Consider the following 19,120-nt stretch of genomic DNA (forward strand, 5'->3'; position numbering starts at 1 on the left):
ATGACGCCCCGGCCGATGTGCGGAAACGGATTAAATCAGGAATTCATCCTTGTTGCGGCCGGCTTCGAGGTAGGCACGCATCCACTTGGGCGTGGCGCCGCGGCCGACCCAGGTTTCGCCGGTGGCGGGGTCGCGGTATTTGGCCTTGAGCGCGGTCTTGGCCTTCTGCGGGGCGGCGGTGGATTCGCGGCCCGCCTGCAGGCCGAGATCGGCGGCGCTGAGGCCATAGGCGGCGATCTTCTGCTTGACGTCGGCGATGATTTCGGCGAGTTCGCGCTTGCGCAGTTCTTCGGCCTGGGATTGGAGCTCGGCGATTTTTTGCTGCAGTTCGGCGTAGGTGGTCATGATCGTTATGTTTTGTGGTGATGAAAACGTGCCGATTGTACGCCGATGAAAAACGTTTTTGAAAGCCTTGGAGAAACTTTTTCGGATTAATGTGCCCGGCGTTAATTGGCAAGGTCTGTGAATGCCCTTGCCGAATGAAGCAATTAAGCGGCACGGATAGGGCATGCGGAGTGGTGCGATGGTTTTTGCAGGAGCGACGCAAGTCGCGATCAAGCATGCAGGAATGCCGCACCGCGGTATCCATTCGACGTCGGGGGCATCCATTCCACCTAGAGAGATCGGATACGCCGGGGGCATCCATTCCGCCCAGCGCGATCGGATACGCCGCAATCGCGACTTGCGTCGCTCCTACGGGGGCCTTCGGAAGCGTGGGCGTTTCGTAGGAGCGACGCAAGTCGCGATCAGCGGCGCCCCGAATCCCCGCCGCGTCCTTTCTTTCGCCCGTGCGTGCGCGCTGATTCGCGCGCTCAAAGCTTGCCGATCCACTGCTCGGCGGTGTGCGCGATGATGTCGTAGGCGAGCTGGTGGTTTTCCTCGGCCAGCCGATAGGGGTCGGGCACCTCGGCCTTGTCCCAATGCCCGAGCAGGAAGATCTTGCCGCGCGCGCTGGGGTCGAGGCGGGTGGCGTATTCGAGGTGGTGCTTTTCCATCACCAGGATGAGGTCGGCCCAGCGCGTGATCTCGGGGGTGAGCTGGCGCGCGACGTGGGGCGAGAGGTCGATGCCGTGGCGCAGGGCGACACGCTGGGTGGTCTCGTCCGCGGGATGGCCGACGAGGGCGCCGATGCCGGCCGAGGCCACCGTGGCCGCGCGGCCGCGCGCGGCGAGGCGGTCGCGCAGCAGGAACTCGGCGAGCGGGCTGCGGCAGATGTTTCCGGTGCAGAGGGTGAGGATCTTGTCGAACATGGCGGTGTGCGAGGGCGTCGGGTGTGCGGCGGGCGCGGCGCGGTGGAGCGCGATCGCGGGCGACCGGCCTGGTCCGGGAGTGTAAACGTAAAAACCGGCACCCCCTCGCGAGGATGCCGGTTTGCGGTACTGCAGCAGCCGAGGATCAGGCCTGCTTGCGGCGACGCATCGCGCCCAGACCGGCCAAGCCGAGGCCCAGCAGGGCCAGCGAGGCGGGCTCGGGGACGGCGGTGACGGCGACGTTGCTGACGCGGAAGGTGCCGTCGGTGCGGTTGTAGGTCGGGCTCTGCGCATAGGCGAGCCTGTTGGCGGTCGTATCGGTAAGGCCGTTCGACTGCAGGAACACGCCATAGTCGGCCGAAGCGAGCAGCGCGCCGGCACCGGGCCAGTTGGTCGCCGTTTCGACGACGTCCATTATGAAGCTGTTGTTGGTGACGGTGCCGGTGATCGCCAGGGTGCCCGCGCCGGTGGGATCGACGAAGCTGGTGCCGAGCAGGCCGTTGAGCAGGCCGAGGACGCCGGAGGTGGTCGCGCCGTCGTACGAGCCGCCGAAGTTGAAGCCGACCGAGAACGCGGGGCCGGCGCCGAAGGCGAAGTTGTAGATGCCCGGGGTGAGGCCCGTCGGGGTGAGGTTGCCGGTGAAGATACCGACGTTCGAACTGATGCTGCGCGTGACGGTGCCGCCGGGGCCCGCGAAGAAGGTGGCGGTGGCGGTGGCGGTCGGGCCGGCGCTGCCGGGGCCGACGCCGACGGTGTAGGTGCCCGCCGGGCCGGCGGCCAGCGAAAGGGCGCCGCTGAGGTTGGTCAGGGCGATCTGGTAGGTGCCCGGGGTGCCGTCGGCAAAACCGGTGATGGCGAAGTCGCCGCCCAGGTTGGCAGTGCTGACATAAGCGGCCGAAGCACCGGTGGACACGGCTGCGAGCGACGCGGTCGCTGCGATGAGAGCAAGTTTTTTCATTGGCGCAATCCTTTAAAACTGGGACGTACCAACCCGGGGGCCGGCGTCTTCGTTGTTGAAAACAGGGCGATTGGTCACCGCTGGAACGTACAAAGCAATATCAGTGCCTGTTTTGCAAGTGCTTGATTTAAAGGGTTCTGTTGCTCTGGAGAGGACGTCGCGAGGGGGGCGGTGTAAAAAAATTCGACACTTCGGGGCAGGTGCTGCGCCGCCGCATCCACGGCGACGCGCAGCGACCGAGGCGCATCGCCTGCCGCGGCGCTGCAATCGCGACTTGCGTCGCTCCTACAGGAGATGCCGGGGTTGCGGTGCTTGCGGGCGTTCGGGGTGCGCTGTGGGAGCGACGCGAGTCGCGATCACGGCCGTCTCGCAGCCGCCGAGGTGCATCGCCTGCCGCGGCGCTGGATCGCGACTTGCGTCGCTCCTACGTGAAACGCCGGGGTTGCGGTGCTTGCGGGCGTTCGGGGTGCGCTGTGGGAGCGACGCGAGTCGCGATCACGGCCGTCCCGCAGCCATCGAGGCGCATTGCCTGCCGCGGCGCTGGATCGCGACTTGCGTCGCTCCTACGTGAAACGCCGGGGTGGCGGTGCTTGCGGGCGTTCGGGGTGCGCTGTGGGAGCGACGCGAGTCGCGATCACGGCCGTCCCGCAGCGACCGAGGCGCATCGCCTGCCGCGGCGCTGGATCGCGACTTGCGTCGCTCCTACATGAAATGCCGGGGGCGATCAGCTGGCGATGCGGGCGAAGGCTTCGACGACCTCGGGCGGGGCCTGGACAAGTTCGACGAGCACGCCCTCGCCGCCGATGGGGAATTCGTCGTTGCCCTTGGGGTGCAGGAAGGTGATGTCATAGCCCGCCGCGCCGCGACGGATGCCGCCGGGCGCGAAACGCACGCCGTTGGCGCCGAGCCATTCGACCGCCTTGGGCAGGTCGTCCACCCACAGGCCGACGTGGTTGAGCGGGGTGGTGTGCACCGCGGGCTTCTTCTCGGGATCGAGCGGCTGCATCAGGTCGACCTCGACCTTGAACGGCCCGGAACCCATCGCGCAGATGTCCTCGTCGACGTTCTCGCGCTCGGACACGAAGTTGCCGGTGACCTCCAGGCCGAGCATGTCGACCCACAGGGTCTTGAGCTTCTCCTTGCTCGGACCGCCGATGGCGATCTGCTGGATGCCGAGGATCTTGAACGGACGCTGGGACATGGTGCCTCCTGGGTGGGCGGTTGTGTCAAGAATTCATAATTATAGAGGAATCGAGCCGGCGCTGCGTCGGGAGGGCCAATGGCCGAGCGCCGGTTTCGTGGGAATCGCGACTTGCGTCGCTCCCACGTCCCACTCCGGGCGCCGGGCGCAAGGATGCGCGCGCCGGTTTCGTAGGAGCGACGCAAGTCGCGATCGGGCGGTGCATCTGCGAGGAGCGCTTATAGGTCGACGCGGGTGGGAATCGCGACTTGCGTCGCTCCCACGTCCCACTCCGGGCGCCGGGCGCAAGGATGCGCGCGCCGGTTTCGTAGGAGCGACGCAAGTCGCGATCGGGCGACCTCCCACCCCGCGCGGCGGTGTCCGCCTTGTTTTGCCCGCGGCCGCCTTTGCCGCTAAGCTTGCGCCCTCTCTGCTTCGAGGTGCCCGCGCGTGCGCGGGAGAATCGGGAAGGCGGTGCAATTCCGCCGCGCGCCCAGCGCCGTGTAGGGGATTGTCCGGGCGAGGTTCGCCCAGCCACTGGTCCACGAGGACCGGGAAGGCGCCCGGACGAGATGATCCGCAGCCGGAAGACCGGCCTCGAAGTGCATCCCGCAGTCGCCTGGTCGGTGGCTGCCCACTGCTCGACGACAAGGGGAATACTTCATGAGCAGCCCGACGCAGGCGCAGTGCGCGCCGGCGAGCGCCGACGCGTCCGCACCGATTCACGACCCGGCCGCCGCGCGCTTCCAGGCCAATCCGTTGTTCGACGCCGCCGAGCGCGCCGCCGTCTATCGCGCCATCCACACCCGGCGCGACGTGCGTGGCGAGTTCCTGCCCGACGCGATCCCCGACGAGGTGCTCGCGCGCGTGCTCACCGCCGCGCATCACGCGCCCTCGGTCGGCTTCATGCAGCCGTGGGATTTCGTCGTGGTGCGCTCGCGCGAGGTGCGCGCGAAGATCCACGCCGATTTCCTCGCCGCGCACGCCGAGGCCGAGCAGATGTTCGACGAGGGCAAGCGCGACACCTATCGCAACCTGAAGCTCGAGGGCATCCTCGAGTCGCCGGTCAATATCTGCATCACCTGCGACCGCAGCCGCCACGGCCCGGTCGTGATCGGGCGCACGCACATCGGCGCGATGGACGTGTACAGCGCGGTGTGCGCGGTGCAGAACCTGTGGCTGGCGGCGCGCGCCGAGAACCTGGGCGTGGGCTGGGTGAGCATCCTGCACCAGCAGGCGCTGCGCGAGGCGCTCGGCATCCCGCGCGAGATCGTGCCGATCGCCTATCTGTGCGTCGGCTATGTGCGCGACTTCCACGCGCAGCCGGAGCTCGAGGCCGCAGGCTGGTTGAAGCGCGTCCCGTTGCCCGAGCTGCTGCATTTCGACGGCTGGCAGCGCGGGCCCGATGGGGTGGGCGAGGGCTTGATCGAGGCCATCGGCCAGCTCCGCCCGAGCCCTCGAAGCGCCGCGTAGCCCCTTGCGGGCGCGACGCGAGTCACGATCGCACGATTCCGCGTGCGGCAGCGGGCGGTGGGGGCGGCGGGGCCGTGATCGCGACTTGCGTCGCTCCTACGGCAGCGCCAGGCGGCGGCGCTGGAAGGGAGCGCTGGTTCTGGTGGGAGCGACGCGAGTCGCGATCGCACGATTCCGCCTGCGGCAGCGGGCGGCGGGGGCGGCAGGGCCGTGATCGCGACTTGCGTCGCTCCTACAGCAGCGCCAGGCGGTGGCGCTGGAAGGGAGCGGTGGTTCTGGTGGGAGCGACGCAAGTCGCGATCGCACGATTCCGCCTGCGACAGCGGGTGGCGGGGGCGGCGGGGCCGTGATCGCGACTTGCGTCGCTCCTACAGCAGCGCCAGGCGTCGGCGCTGGAAGGGCGCGCTGGTTTTGGTGGGAGCGACGCAAGTCGCGATCGCACGATTCCGCGTGCGGCAGCGGGCGGCGGGGGCGGCAGGGCCGTGATCGCGACTTGCGTCGCTCCTACAGCAGCGCCCAGGCGTCGGGCTTGCACGGGTCTTGCTTGGGGGGATGTGCGGCCGCCGGTCGCAGACCCTCTTCTTGCCGGAGCCCTGCATGGAATCGATCCTCGCCTTTTTGGTCGCTGCGCGCCGTTGTGAGCTGCGCGAGCTCGAGCAACTGGCGCGCAGCTGCGAGCTGGTGCGGGCGGTGAGCGAGCTGGTGCATCGCCTGCAGGCCGAGCGCGGGTGCTCGAATCTTCACCTCGCCGCGGGTGGCAGGCACTTCGATGGCGATCGCGCGGCGTGCGTGGCGGCCAGCATCGAGGCCGATGCCGCGCTGCGGACCTGGCTGGAGCAGGCCGACGTCCTCGACGCGAGGGGCGGCGCGGCGCCGACGGGCGGCTCCCGCCTGCTCACCCGGATCGCGCTCGCGCTGCACGCCCTCGACGGGCTGCCCGCGCTGCGCGCGACGATCGCCGCCGGCCGCTGCACGCCGCACGAGGCCACGCAGCGATTCACGCAGGCGATCGCCGCGCTGCTGGCGCTGGTCTTCGAGGCGGCCGACATCGCGACCGATCCAGCCATCTCGCGCCTGCTGGTGGCGCTGTTCAACCTGATGCAGGGCAAGGAGTTCGCCGGCCAGGAGCGTGCGGCCGGTGCGGCCGCCTTCGCCGCTGGGAGGGCGAACGCTGCGGCCAACGCGCGCCATCCCGCCGAGCCCGACCTGCTGCATCTGATCGAGACGCAGGAGGCGTGCTTCGCGCGCTTCGCTGCCTTCTGCCCGCCCGAGGTGCGCAGCGCCTGGGATGCGGCGTGCCAGGCGATGCCGCTCGCCGAACTTGAACGCCTGCGCCGCAAGTTGCTCGCCGCGGGGAAGGGCGGGGTGCTGCCGTCGGCGCTCGCGGAGCCCTGGTTCGCATGCTGTTCGGCCCGGCTCGACCACCTGCGCGTGATCGAGGACCTGCTTGCCGGGGGATTGCGTGCGGCCTGTGCGGCGCGGATCGCCGCGCTGCAGCGCGATCCCGACTATCCCGAGGTGCTGATGTGCGCGCTGGCAGGGGGGGCGGACGCCGCCCCGGTGTTTCTCGCCGGCGGGGCGGACGAGCTGGCCGGAGTGCCTGGCGAGGGGGACGAGCCTGGGACGGGGCAGACGGCGATCGCCCCCGGCGCGGAGCGTCCGGCGGCGGTGCCCGGGCGCCTCGAGTTGGCGGCGGATCCCTTCGGCCCGCGCCTCACGCGCTCGCTCGTCGATGTGCTCCACGCCCAGTCGTGCCGCCTGCAGGCGATGGGCGAGGAGCTCGCCGCGGTGCGCGCCAGCCTCGACGAGCGCAAGCTGATCGATCGCGCCAAGGCCGTGCTGATGCGCCATCAGGGCCTGAGCGAGGATGCCGCCTACCGCCTGATGCGCCAGACCGCGATGAACCAGGGCCGCCGCCTCCCCGACGTCGCGCGCGCCGTGCTGGAACTGGAGGCCTTCCTGCCCGGCGTTGCATCGGCCGGGTGATCGCGACTGTGGGAGCGACGCAAGTCGCGATGGCGGTGGCCGGGCTTGGGGTGGCGCGGATTCCGGGCGCCGTGATCGCGACTGGCGTCGCTCCTACGTCCCACCCCGGGCGCTGCGGGTTTGGGGGGATCGCGACTTGCGCCGCTCGTGCGCCAAGGCCGGGAGCGTTGCAGGTTTCTGTAGGAGCGACGCAAGTCGCGATCACGGCGGCCGGGCCGGGGTGGTGCGGATTCCGGGCGCCGTGATCGCGACTGGCGTCGCTCCTACGTCCCACCCCGGGCGCTGCGGGTTTTGGGGGGATCGCGACTGGCGCCGCTCGTGCGTCAAGGCCGGGAGCGTTGCGGGTTCCTGTGGGAGCGACGCAAGTCGCGATGGCGGCGGCCAGGCTGGGTGGCGCGGATTCCGGGCGCCGTGATCGCGACTGGCGTCGCTCCTACGTCCCACCCCGGGCGCTGCGGGTTTTGGGGGGATCGCGACTGGCGCCGCTCGTGCGTCAAGGCCGGGAGCGTTGCGGGTTCCTGTGGGAGCGACGCAAGTCGCGATGGCGGCGGCCAGGCTGGGTGGCGCGGATTCCGGGCGCCGTGATCGCGACTGGCGTCGCTCCTACGTCCCACCCCGGGCGCTGCGAGTTTTGGAGGGATCGCGACTGGCGTCGCTCGTGCGCCAAGGCCGGGAGCGTTACGGGTTTCTGTGGGAGCGACGCAAGTCGCGATGGCGGCGGCAGGGCCGGGGTGGTGCGGATTCCGGGCGCCGTGATCGCGACTGGCGTCGCTCCTACATGCCAGGCCGGGCGTGACGAGGTTCGGGGAGGTGCGATTCGATGCGACCCCGGACGCTGCGGGTTGGGGATTCCGGTGCGGTGTGCTTCGCACCAGGGCTGTGCATGTGGGTGTGGGTGCTGCACCGCAGCAGTGCGGGCGGTGGGGGTTGGGCGGCGCTTTGGTCGGATCGATCGCCCCCAGGCGCTGGCATGTTTGATGCTTATTCTTCCTCGAGCCCCTGGCCAACGGCGGTCGGGTGAGCGGCAGCGAGTGCTGCCGCAGCGTTTTACGGTCTGGTGGACAACGGCGTCCATTCCACTCGCCCCCTGCTGGGGATCGAGCGGGATGGGCGCCGTTTTCATTCCGACCCAATCGGCCTTGTTGCGGAGAAAACCCATGAAGAAGATGAAACTCGTGCTGGTCGGCAACGGCATGGCGGGCGTGCGCACGATCGAGGAGCTGCTGAAGCTCGCGCCCGACCTCTACGACATCACCGTGTTCGGCGCCGAGCCGCACGGCAACTACAACCGCATCCTGCTCTCGCCGGTGCTGGCGGGCGAGATGACGCTGCCCGAGATCATGCTCAACGATCTCGACTGGTACGGCGACAACGGCATCACGCTGCACGCCGGCCGCAAGGTGGTGAAGATCGACCGCGTGCGCCGCAAGGTGCTCGCCGGCGACGGCACCGAGGCCGACTACGACCGCCTGCTGCTGGCCACCGGCTCGACGCCCTTCATCCCGCCCATCCCCGGCAACGACCTGCCGGGCGTGCTCGGCTACCGCGACATCGCCGACACCGAGGCGATGATCGAGGCCGCCGGCAAGTACCGCCACGCGGTGGTGATCGGCGCCGGCCTGCTCGGCCTGGAGGCGGCCAACGGGCTGATGCTGCGCGGCATGGACGTGACCGTGGTGCACCTCGGCGAGTGGATCATGGAACGCCAGCTCGACCGCGCGGCCGCCGACATGCTGCAGGCCTCGCTCGAGGCCAAGGGCATGAAGTTCCTGCTCGCGCGCCAGACCGAGGCGCTGCTGCCGGCGCGCAACGCGCAGGGCGGCATGAACGGGCGCGTGGGCGCGGTGCGCTTCAAGGACGGCATGGAGATCCCCGCCGACCTCGTCGTGGTCGCCGCCGGCATCCGGCCGAACTACGAACTCGCCGAATCCGCCGGCCTGTACTGCGGCAGCGGCCGGGTGCGCGGCATCCACGTCTCCGACACGCTGCAGACCGTCACCGATCCGCGCATCTACGCGGTGGGCGAGTGCGTGGCGCACCGCGGCATCGCCTACGGCCTGGTGGCGCCGCTGTTCGAGCAGGGCAAGGTGTGCGCCAACCACCTCGCCAACTTCGGCATCGGCCGCTACGAGGGCTCGGTCACCTCGACCAAGCTCAAAGTGACCGGCATCGACGTGTTCTCGGCGGGCGACTTCAGCGGCGGCCCGGGCACCGAGGACATCGTGCTGCACGACCGCCAGGGCGGGGTGTACAAGCGCGTCGTGCTCAAGGACGACCGCATCGTGGGCTCGGTGCTGTACGGCGACACCGCCGACGGCTCGTGGTACTTCCAGCTCATGAAGGATCGCCAGAGCGTCGCCGAGATCCGCGACCACCTGATGTTCGGCCAGAACAAGCTGGGCGACGCCGGCCACAAGGGCGAGAACCGCGCCGCCAGCATGCCCGACACGGCCGAGGTGTGCGGCTGCAACGGCGTGTGCAAGGGCACCATCGTCAAGGCGATCAAGGAGAAGGGCCTGTTCACCCTCGACGAGGTCAAGAAGCACACCAAGGCGGCGTCCTCCTGCGGCTCCTGCACCGGCCTGGTCGAGCAGATCCTCGCTTCCACCGTCGGCGGCGCCTACCAGGCGGTGAGCGCCAACGACAAGCCGGTGTGCGCGTGTACCGAGCATTCGCACAAGGTGGTGCGCGAGGCGATCTTCAAGCACCACCTGACGAGCAAGGAGGCGGTGTTCGACACGCTGAACTGGAGGACGCCCAACGGCTGCGACAAGTGCCGGCCGGCGGTCAACTACTACCTGATCTCGTCGTGGCCGCACGAGGCCAAGGACGATCCGCAGTCGCGCTTCATCAACGAGCGTGCCCACGCCAACATCCAGAAGGACGGCACCTATTCGGTGGTGCCGCGGATGTGGGGCGGGCTGACCACGCCTGCCGAGCTGCGCGCCATTGCGGATGCCGCGGAGAAATACCAGGTGCCCACGGTCAAGGTCACCGGCGGCCAGCGCATCGACCTGCTCGGGGTGAAGAAGGAGGATCTGCCGAAGATCTGGGCCGACCTCAACGCGGCCGGCATGGTGTCGGGCCACGCCTACGGCAAGTCGATCCGCACCGTGAAGACCTGCGTCGGCGCCGAGCACTGCCGCTTCGGCACCCAGCTGGCGATGGACATGGGGGTCAAGCTCGAGAAGATGCTGTTCGACATGTACGCGCCGCACAAGGTGAAGCTTGCGGTGTCGGGCTGCCCGCGCAACTGCGCCGAGGCGGGGATCAAGGACGTCGGCGTGATCGGCGTCGATTCCGGCTACGAGCTGTATGTGGGCGGCAACGGCGGCATCAAGACCGAGGTCGCGCAGTATCTGTGCAAGGTGGGCAGCGACGAGGAGGTCATGGAGTATGCCGGCGCCTTCCTGCAGCTCTACCGCGAGGAGGGCTGGTACCTCGAGCGCACGGTGCATTGGCTCGACCGCGTCGGCCTCGACTACGTGAAGGCCAAGGTGGTCGAGGACGGCGAGAACCGTCGCCGCCTGCACGCGCGCCTGCTCGACGCGCTCAAGGACGCGCGCGATCCGTGGCAGACCAGCCGCGAGGAGGAGGCGGTGAAGCAGTTCATCCCGATCAAGGTCGAGGCCTGAGTTTCCGGGCGCCGGAATCGCGACTCGCGTCGCTCCTACGAAAACCACGGCGCCTCGATGACGTCCCGTAGGAGCGACGCAAGTCGCGATCACCCCCCCCCCCCGACCGAGCGCGGCGCGGATTCCGGGCACCGGCATCGCGACTGGCGTCGCTCCTACAAATAACAACCGAACCAAGCTTCCGAAGAAGGAACCCACCATGACCGACTGGAAACGCATCTGCCTGCTCGACGACATCCCCCGCCTCGGCTCCCGCGTCGTGCGGCGCCCCGGCGCGGACGACATCGCCGTCTTCCGCAACGCCGACGACGAGGTCTTCGCGCTGCACGACCAATGCCCGCACAAGGGTGGCCCGCTCTCGCAAGGCATCGTGCACGGCCGCAAGGTGACCTGTCCGCTGCACGGCTGGAACTTCAACCTGCAGGACGGCCAGGCGGTGGCGCCGGACGTGGGGGCGTGCGCGAGCTTCGCGGTGAAGGTGGAGGGCGGCGAGGTGTGGCTGGCGACCTAAGGGGCGACCCAGCGGGTGATCTCCACTCCGCATCGATCGTCGGCCCCGCCGCTCCCGGAGGGGCGAGGCTGGGTCGCCCCCACCCCCGCATCGATCCTCCGCCCGCCGCTCCCGCAGGGGCGACCGGCCGCGTCGCCCCTACACGGCCCCCAGCCTTACGCGCTGCACCGGCACCCAGGCGATGAACGCGACGGCGGCGCTGCAGAAGGCCACGCCGACGATCATCGGCAGGGCGCTGCCGTCCGTGTTGGCGCCCACCCAGTACGCGGCGCCGAAGGCCACCACCATCATCAGGAAGCCGGTGATCGCCGACGCGGCGCCGGCCGCCTTCGGGAAAGGGGCGATCGCGCCGCTCTGGCCGCAGGGCTGGTGCACCCCGTGGCCGAGCATGAAGATGAAGGCCGGCACCATGATGGTCCACACCGTGCTCACCCCGGAGAGCGCGAAGGCCAGCATCAGGCCGCCGCCGCTCAGCGACAGGGCCCCGCCGATCATCACGCTGCGCTGCACGCCGAAGCGCTGGATCATGCGCCGGCACAGCATGGTGCCGCCGATGTAGAAGGCCGACAGCAGGAGCAGCAGCACGCCGTAGAAGCTCGGCGAGGTGCCGAGCAGGTTGATGAAGACGAAGGACGACGCCGACAGGATGCAGAACAGCCCGCCGAAGGACGCGGTGCACAGCGAGGCGTAGGTCCAGAAGCTGCGGTTGCCGACGATGCCGCGCGCGGTGCGCAGCAGGACGGCGGGCTGCAGCGCCTCGGGGTGGCGTTCGTGCAGGGTCTCCTGGAAGTGGCGGGCGACCACGAACAGGGTCGCCGCGCCCATCACCGTCAGCGCCGCCAGCGTGGCGCGCCAGCCGAACCATTCGGCCAGCACGCCGCCGAGCGGCGGGCTCAGGCAGGCGGCCACGCCCAGGCCCGACAAGCCCTTGCTCATCGCGCGCGCCCCTTCCTGCGGCGCATAAAGATCACGCACGATTGCGCGCGCGCATACCGTGCCCGCGCCCATGAACGCGCCCTGCAGCACCCGCCAGAACACCATTACCTCGATCGAGCCGGCGAGCGCGCTGCCGACCGCCGCCAGCGTGTAGCCGGCGAGGCCGATCAGCAGCACCCGGCGGCGTCCGATGCGGTCGGACAGCGGGCCCCAGAACAGCTGTGACGCGCCGAAGGCGAGCAGGAGCGCGGTGAGCGTCAGCTGCGCCTGCGCCGGGACCGCGCCGAAGCTGGCGGTGAGCGCGGGCAGGGCGGGGAGGTAGAGGTCGGTGGTGATCGGTTGCAGGCCGAGCAGCAGGGACAGGATGAGGATGACGAGGGGGGCGGGCATGGTGGTTTTTGTAAATCGAGAATAAAGAAAATTATCGAGAAAATAGCATGAATGCTGCCCGCAGGCGTGCTTCCTCGTCGGCGCAGGGGGGGCTTGCGCGCAAGCCGGCACGCCCGCGTGCGCACCGCTTTTGTGCACCGCACACCAAGCTGGTGCGTCGCCACCGTCGAGCGCAAAGTCCAACTGACTGATTTAGAACGATTTCAAATGTGGCACGACGCTTGCTGAGCAGACACCAGCACAGCGTACGACCCCGCCAATGACGGCGGGGCGGTCGGGCGAAGAGGTTCGCGCTGGAGATTCCCGCACCGATGGTGCGCTTCAAGCACGACCCTGGAGCCCGACATGGACAAGAAATCCTTCCTGCAGGCCGGCCACACGCCGACACTGATCGCCGCCTTCCTCTACTTCGACCTCGCCTTCATGGTGTGGGTGATCCTCGGTCCGCTGGCGGTCGGCATCGCCGCCGACCTCGGCCTGTCGCACGCGCAGAAGGGCCTCATCGTGGCCACGCCGGTGCTGGCGGGAGCGATCCTGCGCATGATCATGGGCGTGGTGGTCGATCGCCTGTCGCCGAAGAAGGCGGCGATCATCGGCCAGCTCGTCGTGATCGGGGCCCTGGCCTACGCCTGGCTGGTGGGCGTGCATTCGTTCAACGAGGTGCTGGTGCTGGGGGTCTTCCTCGGCGTGGCGGGCGCGTCCTTCGCGGCGGCGCTGCCGCTGGCCTCGCGCTGGTATCCGCCCGAGCACCAGGGCACCGCGATGGGCATCGCCGGGGCCGGCAACTCGGGCACCGCGTTCGCGGCGCTGTTCGCGCCCGGGCTGGCGATGGCCTTCGGCTGGCACAACGTGTTCGGGCTGGCGCTGATCCCGCTGGTGATCGTGCTGGTGGCCTTCTGCTTCATGGCCAAGGACGCGCCCGACGCGCCGCCGCCCAAGCGCTTCGCCGAATACCTCGCGGTGCTCCGGGACAAGGACGCGTGGTGGTTCATGTTCTTCTACTCGGTGACCTTCGGCGGCTTCGTCGGTCTGGCCTCGTCGCTGGTGATCTACTTCAACACCCAGTACGGGCTGGATCCGAAGATGGCGGGCTACTTCACCGCGGCCTGCGTGTTCGCCGGCTCGCTGGTGCGCCCGATCGGCGGCAACGTGGCCGACCGCATCGGCGGCGTGAAGTCGCTCACCGTGATGTACATCCTGGCGGCGATCTTCCTCGCCATCGTCAGCGTCGGCCTGCCCCAGGCGTGGATGGCGCTGGTGGCCTTCGTGGGTGCGATGCTGGCGCTGGGCATGGGCAACGGCGCGGTGTTCCAGCTCGTGCCGCAGCGCTTCCGTCGCGAGATCGGCGTGATGACCGGCCTGGTCGGCATGGCGGGCGGCATCGGCGGCTTCTACCTGGCGTCCTCGCTCGGCTTCGCGCGCCAACTCACCGGCAGCTACCAGGCCGGCTTCCTGATCTTCGCGGCGCTGGCGGTGTTCGCGCTGGTCGGGCTCACCGCGGTGAAGACGCGCTGGCGCACGACCTGGGGCGCGGCGCACCTGACCTCGGCGAAGATCTGAATGGCCGAATGGGGTCCCGAACGAGGTCAGGTCCTGAGTTTGATCATCCCGCATCCGTTGGCTTCACGTCGAGAAAGGCGAGTGAGCAGATGAAAGACCTGACCCCCCTGGAGATCCTCCTCGGCCACGCCAGCCGGACCGGGCCGCGTCCGGCCAACGAGGACTTCGTTGCCGCGGCGATGCCCGAGGGCGACGAGCGCGCGGCCAAGGGCGTGCTGCTGGCGATCGCCGACGGCGTCGGTGGCCACGCGCACGGCCGCGAGGCGGCGGAGTATTCCGTGCGCAGCCTCCTCGCCGACTACTTCTCCACGGCCCACACCTGGAGCGTGCAGAAGTCGCTCGACACCGTGCTCGGCGCGGCCAACCGCTGGCTGCTCGCGCAGTCGGCGCGTACCGCCGAGACTGCGGGCATGGCGACCACGCTCACCGCGCTGGTGCTGCGCGGGCGGCGCTGGCACCTCGCGCACGTGGGCGACTCGCGCGCCTACCTGTGGCGCGACGGCGCGCTGCTGCGCCTGAGCGAGGACCACACCTGGCCGCACCCGGAGCTGAGCAACGTGCTGCGCCGCGCGCTGGGGCTGGAGTCGCGCCTGCTGGTGGATCACGACGACGGCGAGCTGGCGCTGGGCGACGTCTTCGTGCTGCTGACCGACGGGGTGTGGAACACGCTCGGCGACGAGGCGATCGCGGCGCTGCTCGCGCGCCAGGCGGGGCAGGAGAAGGAAAGGGAGGGTGGGGGACGGGCTGCGGTGGGGGTGGTGACACCGAAACCCGTAACGCGGGGAACGGAGGCGCAGGGAAGGGCGGGGGGTGAAAATGGCGTGGGGGTGTCCGAGGAGGCCGGAGCGTGCGCGAGGGTAGCGGAAGCCGGCCTGGACCCGCAGGCCGCCGCCGATGCCCTCGTCGAAGCCGCCTTGCGCGCCGGCGGCAATGACAACGCCAGCGCGCTGGTGGCCTGCGTGCGCGCGCTGCCCGCCGACAACCTGCGCGACCGCCTCGCCGCCGGCCGCCGCCTGCCGCTGCCGCCGCGCCTGGCCGAGGGCGACACGCTCGACGGCCTGCGCGTGGAGGCGGTGCTGCACGTGTCGCGGCTGACCGTGCTGTATCGGGTTTGCCGCATCGAGGACTCCACGGCCGCAATCGCGGCTTGCGCCGCTCCTACGTCGCCGCAGGCCGCGTCGACTTCGCCCGCCGCGTCGGTTCCTGTGGGAGCGCCGCGAGGCGCGAATGCGGCGTCGATTGCTCCCGACCACGTTGCCGACGGCACGGCCGCGATCGCGGCTTGCGCCGCTCCTACGTCGCCGCAGGCCGCGTCGACTTCGCCCGCCGCGCCGGTTCCTGTGGGAGCGCCGCGAGGCGCGATTGCGGCGTCGATTGGTCCCGACCACGTTGCCGACGGCACGGCCGCAATCGCGGCTTGCGCCGCTCCTACGTCGCCGCAGGTCGCGTCGACTTCGCCCCGCGCGCCGGTTCCTGTGGGAGCGCCGCGAGGCGCGATTGCGGCGCCGCGCTGGGTCCTCAAGACCCTGCTGCCCGCCCACGAGCACGACGAGGACGCGCGCCGCGCGCTGGTGCGCGAGGAGTGGCTGGCGCGGCGGGTGCCCGCGCAGGGCTTTCCGCAGGTGGCCGACTGGCCCGCGCGCGCGCATCTGTATTACCTGATGAGCTGGCATGAGGGCGAGAGCCTGAAGGCGCTGCTCGCGCGCGGCGAGCGCCTGCGCGCGCACGAGGTCGCCGAGCTCGGCGCGTGCGTGCTGCGTCTGGTCGGCGTACTGCACCGGCTGGGCATCGTGCATCGCGACATCAAGCCCGACAACCTGCACCTGGGCCGCGACGGCGTGCTGCGCCTGCTCGACCTCGGCGTGGCGGCGAGCGAGGCGGAGGACCTGCGCGAGATCAACAACCCGGGCACGCCGTCCTACATGGCGCCCGAGCTCTTCGCCGGCACGCCGGCCAACGAGGCCTCCGACCTCTACGCCTGCGGGGTGACGCTGTACGAGCTGCTCACGCGCAAGTTCCCCTACGGCGAGGTCGAGCCCTTCCAGCACCCGCGCTTCGGCGAACCCGTCCCGCCCACCCGCCACCGCCCCGACACGCCGGCCTGGCTGGAGGCGGTGCTGCTCAAGGCCTGCGCGCGCGAACCCGCCGCCCGCTTCGAGACCGCCGAGGAGTTCCGCCTCGCGCTCGAGCGCGGCGCCTGGCAGCCGCTCGCGGTGCCGCGCCGCACGCCGCTGCTCGAGCGCCGGCCGACGCTGGCGCTGAAGCTGATCGCGCTGGCCTCGCTGCTGCTGAATGTCGTGCTGTTGTTCCTGCTGTACCGATCCCTGAAGTCCTGAAGGGGTCAGGCCTTTCATTTGCTCATCCTGTGAAGACCCGATCCCTCAGACCCCTACGGACGAGGCAAACCATGACCCATCCCCTGCCCGAACCTGCCCGGCCTTCGCCCGCTGGCCGGCGCACGATCCCGATCCGCGCCGCGGCGCCGGGCGAGACCCCTGCCACCTGTCCCTACTGCGGCGTCGGCTGCGGCGTGCTGATCGAGCACGACGGCACCCGCATCACCGGCGTGCGCGGCGACCCCGCGCATCCGGCCAACTTCGGCCGCCTGTGCACCAAGGGCGCGACCCTGCACCTCAGCGCCGGCCACGATACCCGCCTGCTCTACCCCGAATACCGCGCCCGCCGCGGCGAGGCCCGCACGCGCATCGGCTGGGACGCGGCGATCGACGTGGCCGCGCAGCGCTTCGCCGACGTGATCGCCGAGCATGGCCCGGACGCGGTCGCCTTCTACATCTCCGGCCAGCTCCTCACCGAGGACTACTACGTCTTCAACAAGGCGATGAAGGGGCTGATCGGCAGCAACAACGTCGACACCAACTCGCGCCTGTGCATGTCGAGCGCGGTCGCCGCCTACAAGGCCACGCTGGGTGCGGACGCGCCGCCGTGCTGCTACGAGGACTTCGACCACGCCGACACGATCCTGATCGCCGGCGCCAACCCGGCGTGGGCGCATCCGGTGGCCTTCCGCCGCATCGAGGAGGCGAGGGCGCGGCGACCGGGCATGAAGATCGTCGTGGTGGATCCGCGCCGCACCGACACCGCGGCGATGGCCGACCTGCACCTGGCCATCCTGCCCGGCACCGACGTCTGGCTGTTCGACGCCATGCTGCACGTGCTGCTGCGCGACGGGTTGGCCGACGAAGCCTGGATCGCCGCCCACACCGAGGGTTTCGAGGCGCTGCGCGCGCATGTGCACGGGGTGAGCCCGGCGGTGGCCGCGGCGGTGTGCGGGGTGGCGGCGGAGGACATCGTCACCGCGGCGCGCTGGTGGGGCGAGGCGCCGGCGGCGCTGTCGCTGTGGTGCCAGGGGCTCAACCAGTCGACGCACGGCACCCACAACGGCGCCGCGCTGATCGCGCTTTCGCTCGCGACCGGCAAGATCGGCCGCCCCGGCTGCGGGCCGTTCTCGCTCACCGGCCAGCCCAACGCGATGGGCGGGCGCGAGGTCGGCGGGCTGGCGAACCTGCTGCCGGCGCATCGTGACCTGGCGAATCCCGAGCATCGCGCGGAGGTGGCGCGGCTGTGGGGCGTGGACAGCGTGCCTTCGGAGCCCGGCCTGACCGCGGTGGAGCTGTTCCGCGCGGCGCGCGAGGGCCGCGTCAAGGCGATCTGGATCGCGTGCACCAACCCGGCGCAGTCCATGCCCGAGCAGGCTCTGGTGCACGAGGCGCTGGCGGTCTGCGACTTCGTCGTGCTGCAGGAGGCCTTCGCCGGCACCGAGACCGCGGCCTTCGCCGACCTCGTGCTGCCGGCCGCCGCCTGGGGCGAGAAGGAGGGCACGGTGACCAACTCCGAGCGCCGCATCAGCCGCGTGCGCGCGGCCGTGCCGGCGCCGGGCGAGGCGCGTGCCGACTGGCGCATCGTGTGCGACTTCGCACGCGCGCTCGCACCGCGCATCGGCAAGCCGCAGGCGGCGGCGATGTTCGCCTACGCGTCGGCGCAGGCGATCTTCGCCGAGCACGTCGCCAGCACCGCCGGGCGCGACCTCGACATCACCGGGCTGGACTATTCCCTGCTGGAAGGTGAAGGCCCGCAGCAGTGGCCGTTTCCGGCGGGGGCGGCGGTGGATGGCGCCGATGCCGCGGCGCGAGCGCGTCTCTACGCCGACGGTCGCTTCGCGACGCCGAACGGGCGCGCACGCTTCGTCGTGCCGGCGCGCGCGCTCACTGCCGAGAAGACCGGCGTGCGCTATCCGCTCGCCCTCACCAGCGGCCGCCTGCGCGACCAGTGGCACGGCATGAGCCGCAGCGGCAAGGTGGCGCGCCTGTACGGCCATGCGGACGAGGCACGCATCGAGCTGCACCCGCAGGAGCTGGCGCGGCGCGGCCTCGTCGACGGCGACCTGGTCAAGGTGTCGAGCCGGCACGGCGAGCTGGTGCTGCGCGTGGCCGCGGCGAGTGCGCTGCGGCACGGCATGGCCTTCGTCGGGATGCACTGGGGGCGGCGGGCGCTGAACTCGGCCGGGATCAACCTGCTCTTCGGCGGCGCCTGCGATCCGCTGTCGAAGCAGCCGGAGCTCAAGCACGCGGCGGTGCGCATCGAGCCGGTCGAGCTGCCGAACCGCATGCTGCTGGTGCGTGCCGAGCGCCCCGGGCGTACCGCCGCCGAGGAGGCTGCGCTGCTGTCGCCCTGGCTGGAGCGCTTCGCCTACGCCTCGCTCGCGCTCGCCGGCCGCGACACGCCCGCGGTGGTGATGCGGGTCGCGCACGACCGTCCGATCCCGGCCGGCTGGCTCGCCGAGCTCGACGCCTTGCTCGGCCTCGAGGGCGACGGGGTGCTGTCGTATGCCGACCCCGCGCGCGGGATCAGCAAGCGTGCGCTGATCGAGGACGGCCGCCTGGTCGGCCTGCGCCTGACCGGCGAGACCGCGGCCGCGGGCTGGCTGAGCGAGGCGGTGGTCGAGCGCCGCGACGCGGCGGCGCTGCGTCCGTGGCTGCTGGCGCCGCTGGCGACCCCGCCGACAGGAGATGCGGGGCGCGGGCGGGTGGTGTGCAACTGCCTGAACGTGTCCGAGGCCGACATCGCGGCGGCGATCGCCGCGGGCGCCGGCGTACGCGACTTCGACGCGCTGCAGGCCAGGCTGCGCTGCGGCACGTCCTGCGGTTCGTGCGTGCCCGAGATCCGCCGCATGCTCGCCGAGGGGAGCTGAAAAGAAAAAGCCCGGGCGTCTTGCGAGGCCCG

General features: G+C 70.5%; 12 protein-coding genes and 1 riboswitch. Of the genes, 7 read left to right on the forward strand and 5 right to left on the reverse strand.

The window, feature by feature from the left end; translation table 11 throughout:
* Positions 1-30: 30 nt before the first annotated feature.
* The 4 genes from ACZ5PP_RS17895 to ACZ5PP_RS17910 form a co-directional block, all read right to left on the reverse strand.
* Positions 31-345, reverse strand: coding sequence for an H-NS histone family protein (locus tag ACZ5PP_RS17895; protein ID WP_004315156.1), 315 nt, complete (start codon positions 343-345; stop codon positions 31-33).
* A 467-nt stretch (positions 346-812) separates the two neighbouring features.
* The gene (locus tag ACZ5PP_RS17900) at positions 813-1,250 is read right to left on the reverse strand and encodes a low molecular weight protein-tyrosine-phosphatase (protein ID WP_464826415.1); all 438 of its coding nucleotides are present in this window, start codon (positions 1,248-1,250) and stop codon (positions 813-815) included.
* Positions 1,251-1,395: 145 nt separating this feature from the next.
* Complete coding sequence (locus ACZ5PP_RS17905) at positions 1,396-2,208, reverse strand: VPLPA-CTERM sorting domain-containing protein (RefSeq protein ID WP_464826416.1); 813 nt, start codon at positions 2,206-2,208, stop codon at positions 1,396-1,398.
* Between the two features lie 724 nt (positions 2,209-2,932).
* Entirely contained in the window at positions 2,933-3,409 is a 477-nt protein-coding gene (locus ACZ5PP_RS17910; protein ID WP_004315153.1) for a VOC family protein, read from the reverse strand.
* Between the two features lie 400 nt (positions 3,410-3,809).
* Positions 3,810-4,002: riboswitch (cobalamin riboswitch) on the forward strand.
* A gap of 49 nt (positions 4,003-4,051) precedes the next feature.
* Here ACZ5PP_RS17910 and bluB point away from each other — a divergent pair.
* The 4 genes from bluB to nirD all read left to right on the forward strand — a co-directional run bounded on the left by bluB (position 4,052) and on the right by nirD (position 10,993).
* Positions 4,052-4,861, forward strand: coding sequence for a 5,6-dimethylbenzimidazole synthase (gene bluB, locus ACZ5PP_RS17915; protein ID WP_464826417.1), 810 nt, complete (start codon positions 4,052-4,054; stop codon positions 4,859-4,861).
* A 597-nt stretch (positions 4,862-5,458) separates the two neighbouring features.
* Entirely contained in the window at positions 5,459-6,847 is a 1,389-nt protein-coding gene (locus ACZ5PP_RS17920; RefSeq protein ID WP_464826418.1) for a nitrate- and nitrite sensing domain-containing protein, read from the forward strand.
* A gap of 1,157 nt (positions 6,848-8,004) precedes the next feature.
* The gene (nirB, locus tag ACZ5PP_RS17925) at positions 8,005-10,482 is read left to right on the forward strand and encodes a nitrite reductase large subunit NirB (RefSeq protein WP_004323082.1); all 2,478 of its coding nucleotides are present in this window, start codon (positions 8,005-8,007) and stop codon (positions 10,480-10,482) included.
* 199 nt (positions 10,483-10,681) lie between these two features.
* Positions 10,682-10,993 (forward strand): nitrite reductase small subunit NirD, encoded by a 312-nt coding sequence (nirD, locus tag ACZ5PP_RS17930; RefSeq protein ID WP_012584885.1) that lies wholly within the window; start codon positions 10,682-10,684, stop codon positions 10,991-10,993.
* 138 nt (positions 10,994-11,131) lie between these two features.
* On the opposite strand, the gene ACZ5PP_RS17935 is transcribed toward nirD, so the two are convergent.
* Positions 11,132-12,319 (reverse strand): multidrug effflux MFS transporter, encoded by a 1,188-nt coding sequence (locus ACZ5PP_RS17935; RefSeq protein ID WP_012584886.1) that lies wholly within the window; start codon positions 12,317-12,319, stop codon positions 11,132-11,134.
* A gap of 345 nt (positions 12,320-12,664) precedes the next feature.
* Here ACZ5PP_RS17935 and ACZ5PP_RS17940 point away from each other — a divergent pair, with 345 nt between their 5' ends.
* The 3 genes from ACZ5PP_RS17940 to ACZ5PP_RS17950 all read left to right on the forward strand — a co-directional run bounded on the left by ACZ5PP_RS17940 (position 12,665) and on the right by ACZ5PP_RS17950 (position 19,088).
* Positions 12,665-13,879, forward strand: a complete 1,215-nt coding sequence (locus tag ACZ5PP_RS17940; RefSeq protein WP_004323077.1) for a nitrate/nitrite transporter — start codon at positions 12,665-12,667, stop codon at positions 13,877-13,879.
* A gap of 89 nt (positions 13,880-13,968) precedes the next feature.
* Positions 13,969-16,215: a bifunctional protein-serine/threonine kinase/phosphatase gene (locus ACZ5PP_RS17945; protein WP_464826419.1), complete on the forward strand. Its 2,247-nt coding sequence runs from the start codon at positions 13,969-13,971 to the stop codon at positions 16,213-16,215.
* Between the two features lie 71 nt (positions 16,216-16,286).
* A complete protein-coding gene (locus tag ACZ5PP_RS17950) occupies positions 16,287-19,088 on the forward strand; it encodes a nitrate reductase (protein WP_004313707.1) in 2,802 nt (933 codons plus the stop codon).
* The last annotated feature ends 32 nt before the right edge of the window (positions 19,089-19,120 follow it).

Source organism: Thauera sp. DNT-1 (assembly GCF_055393985.1).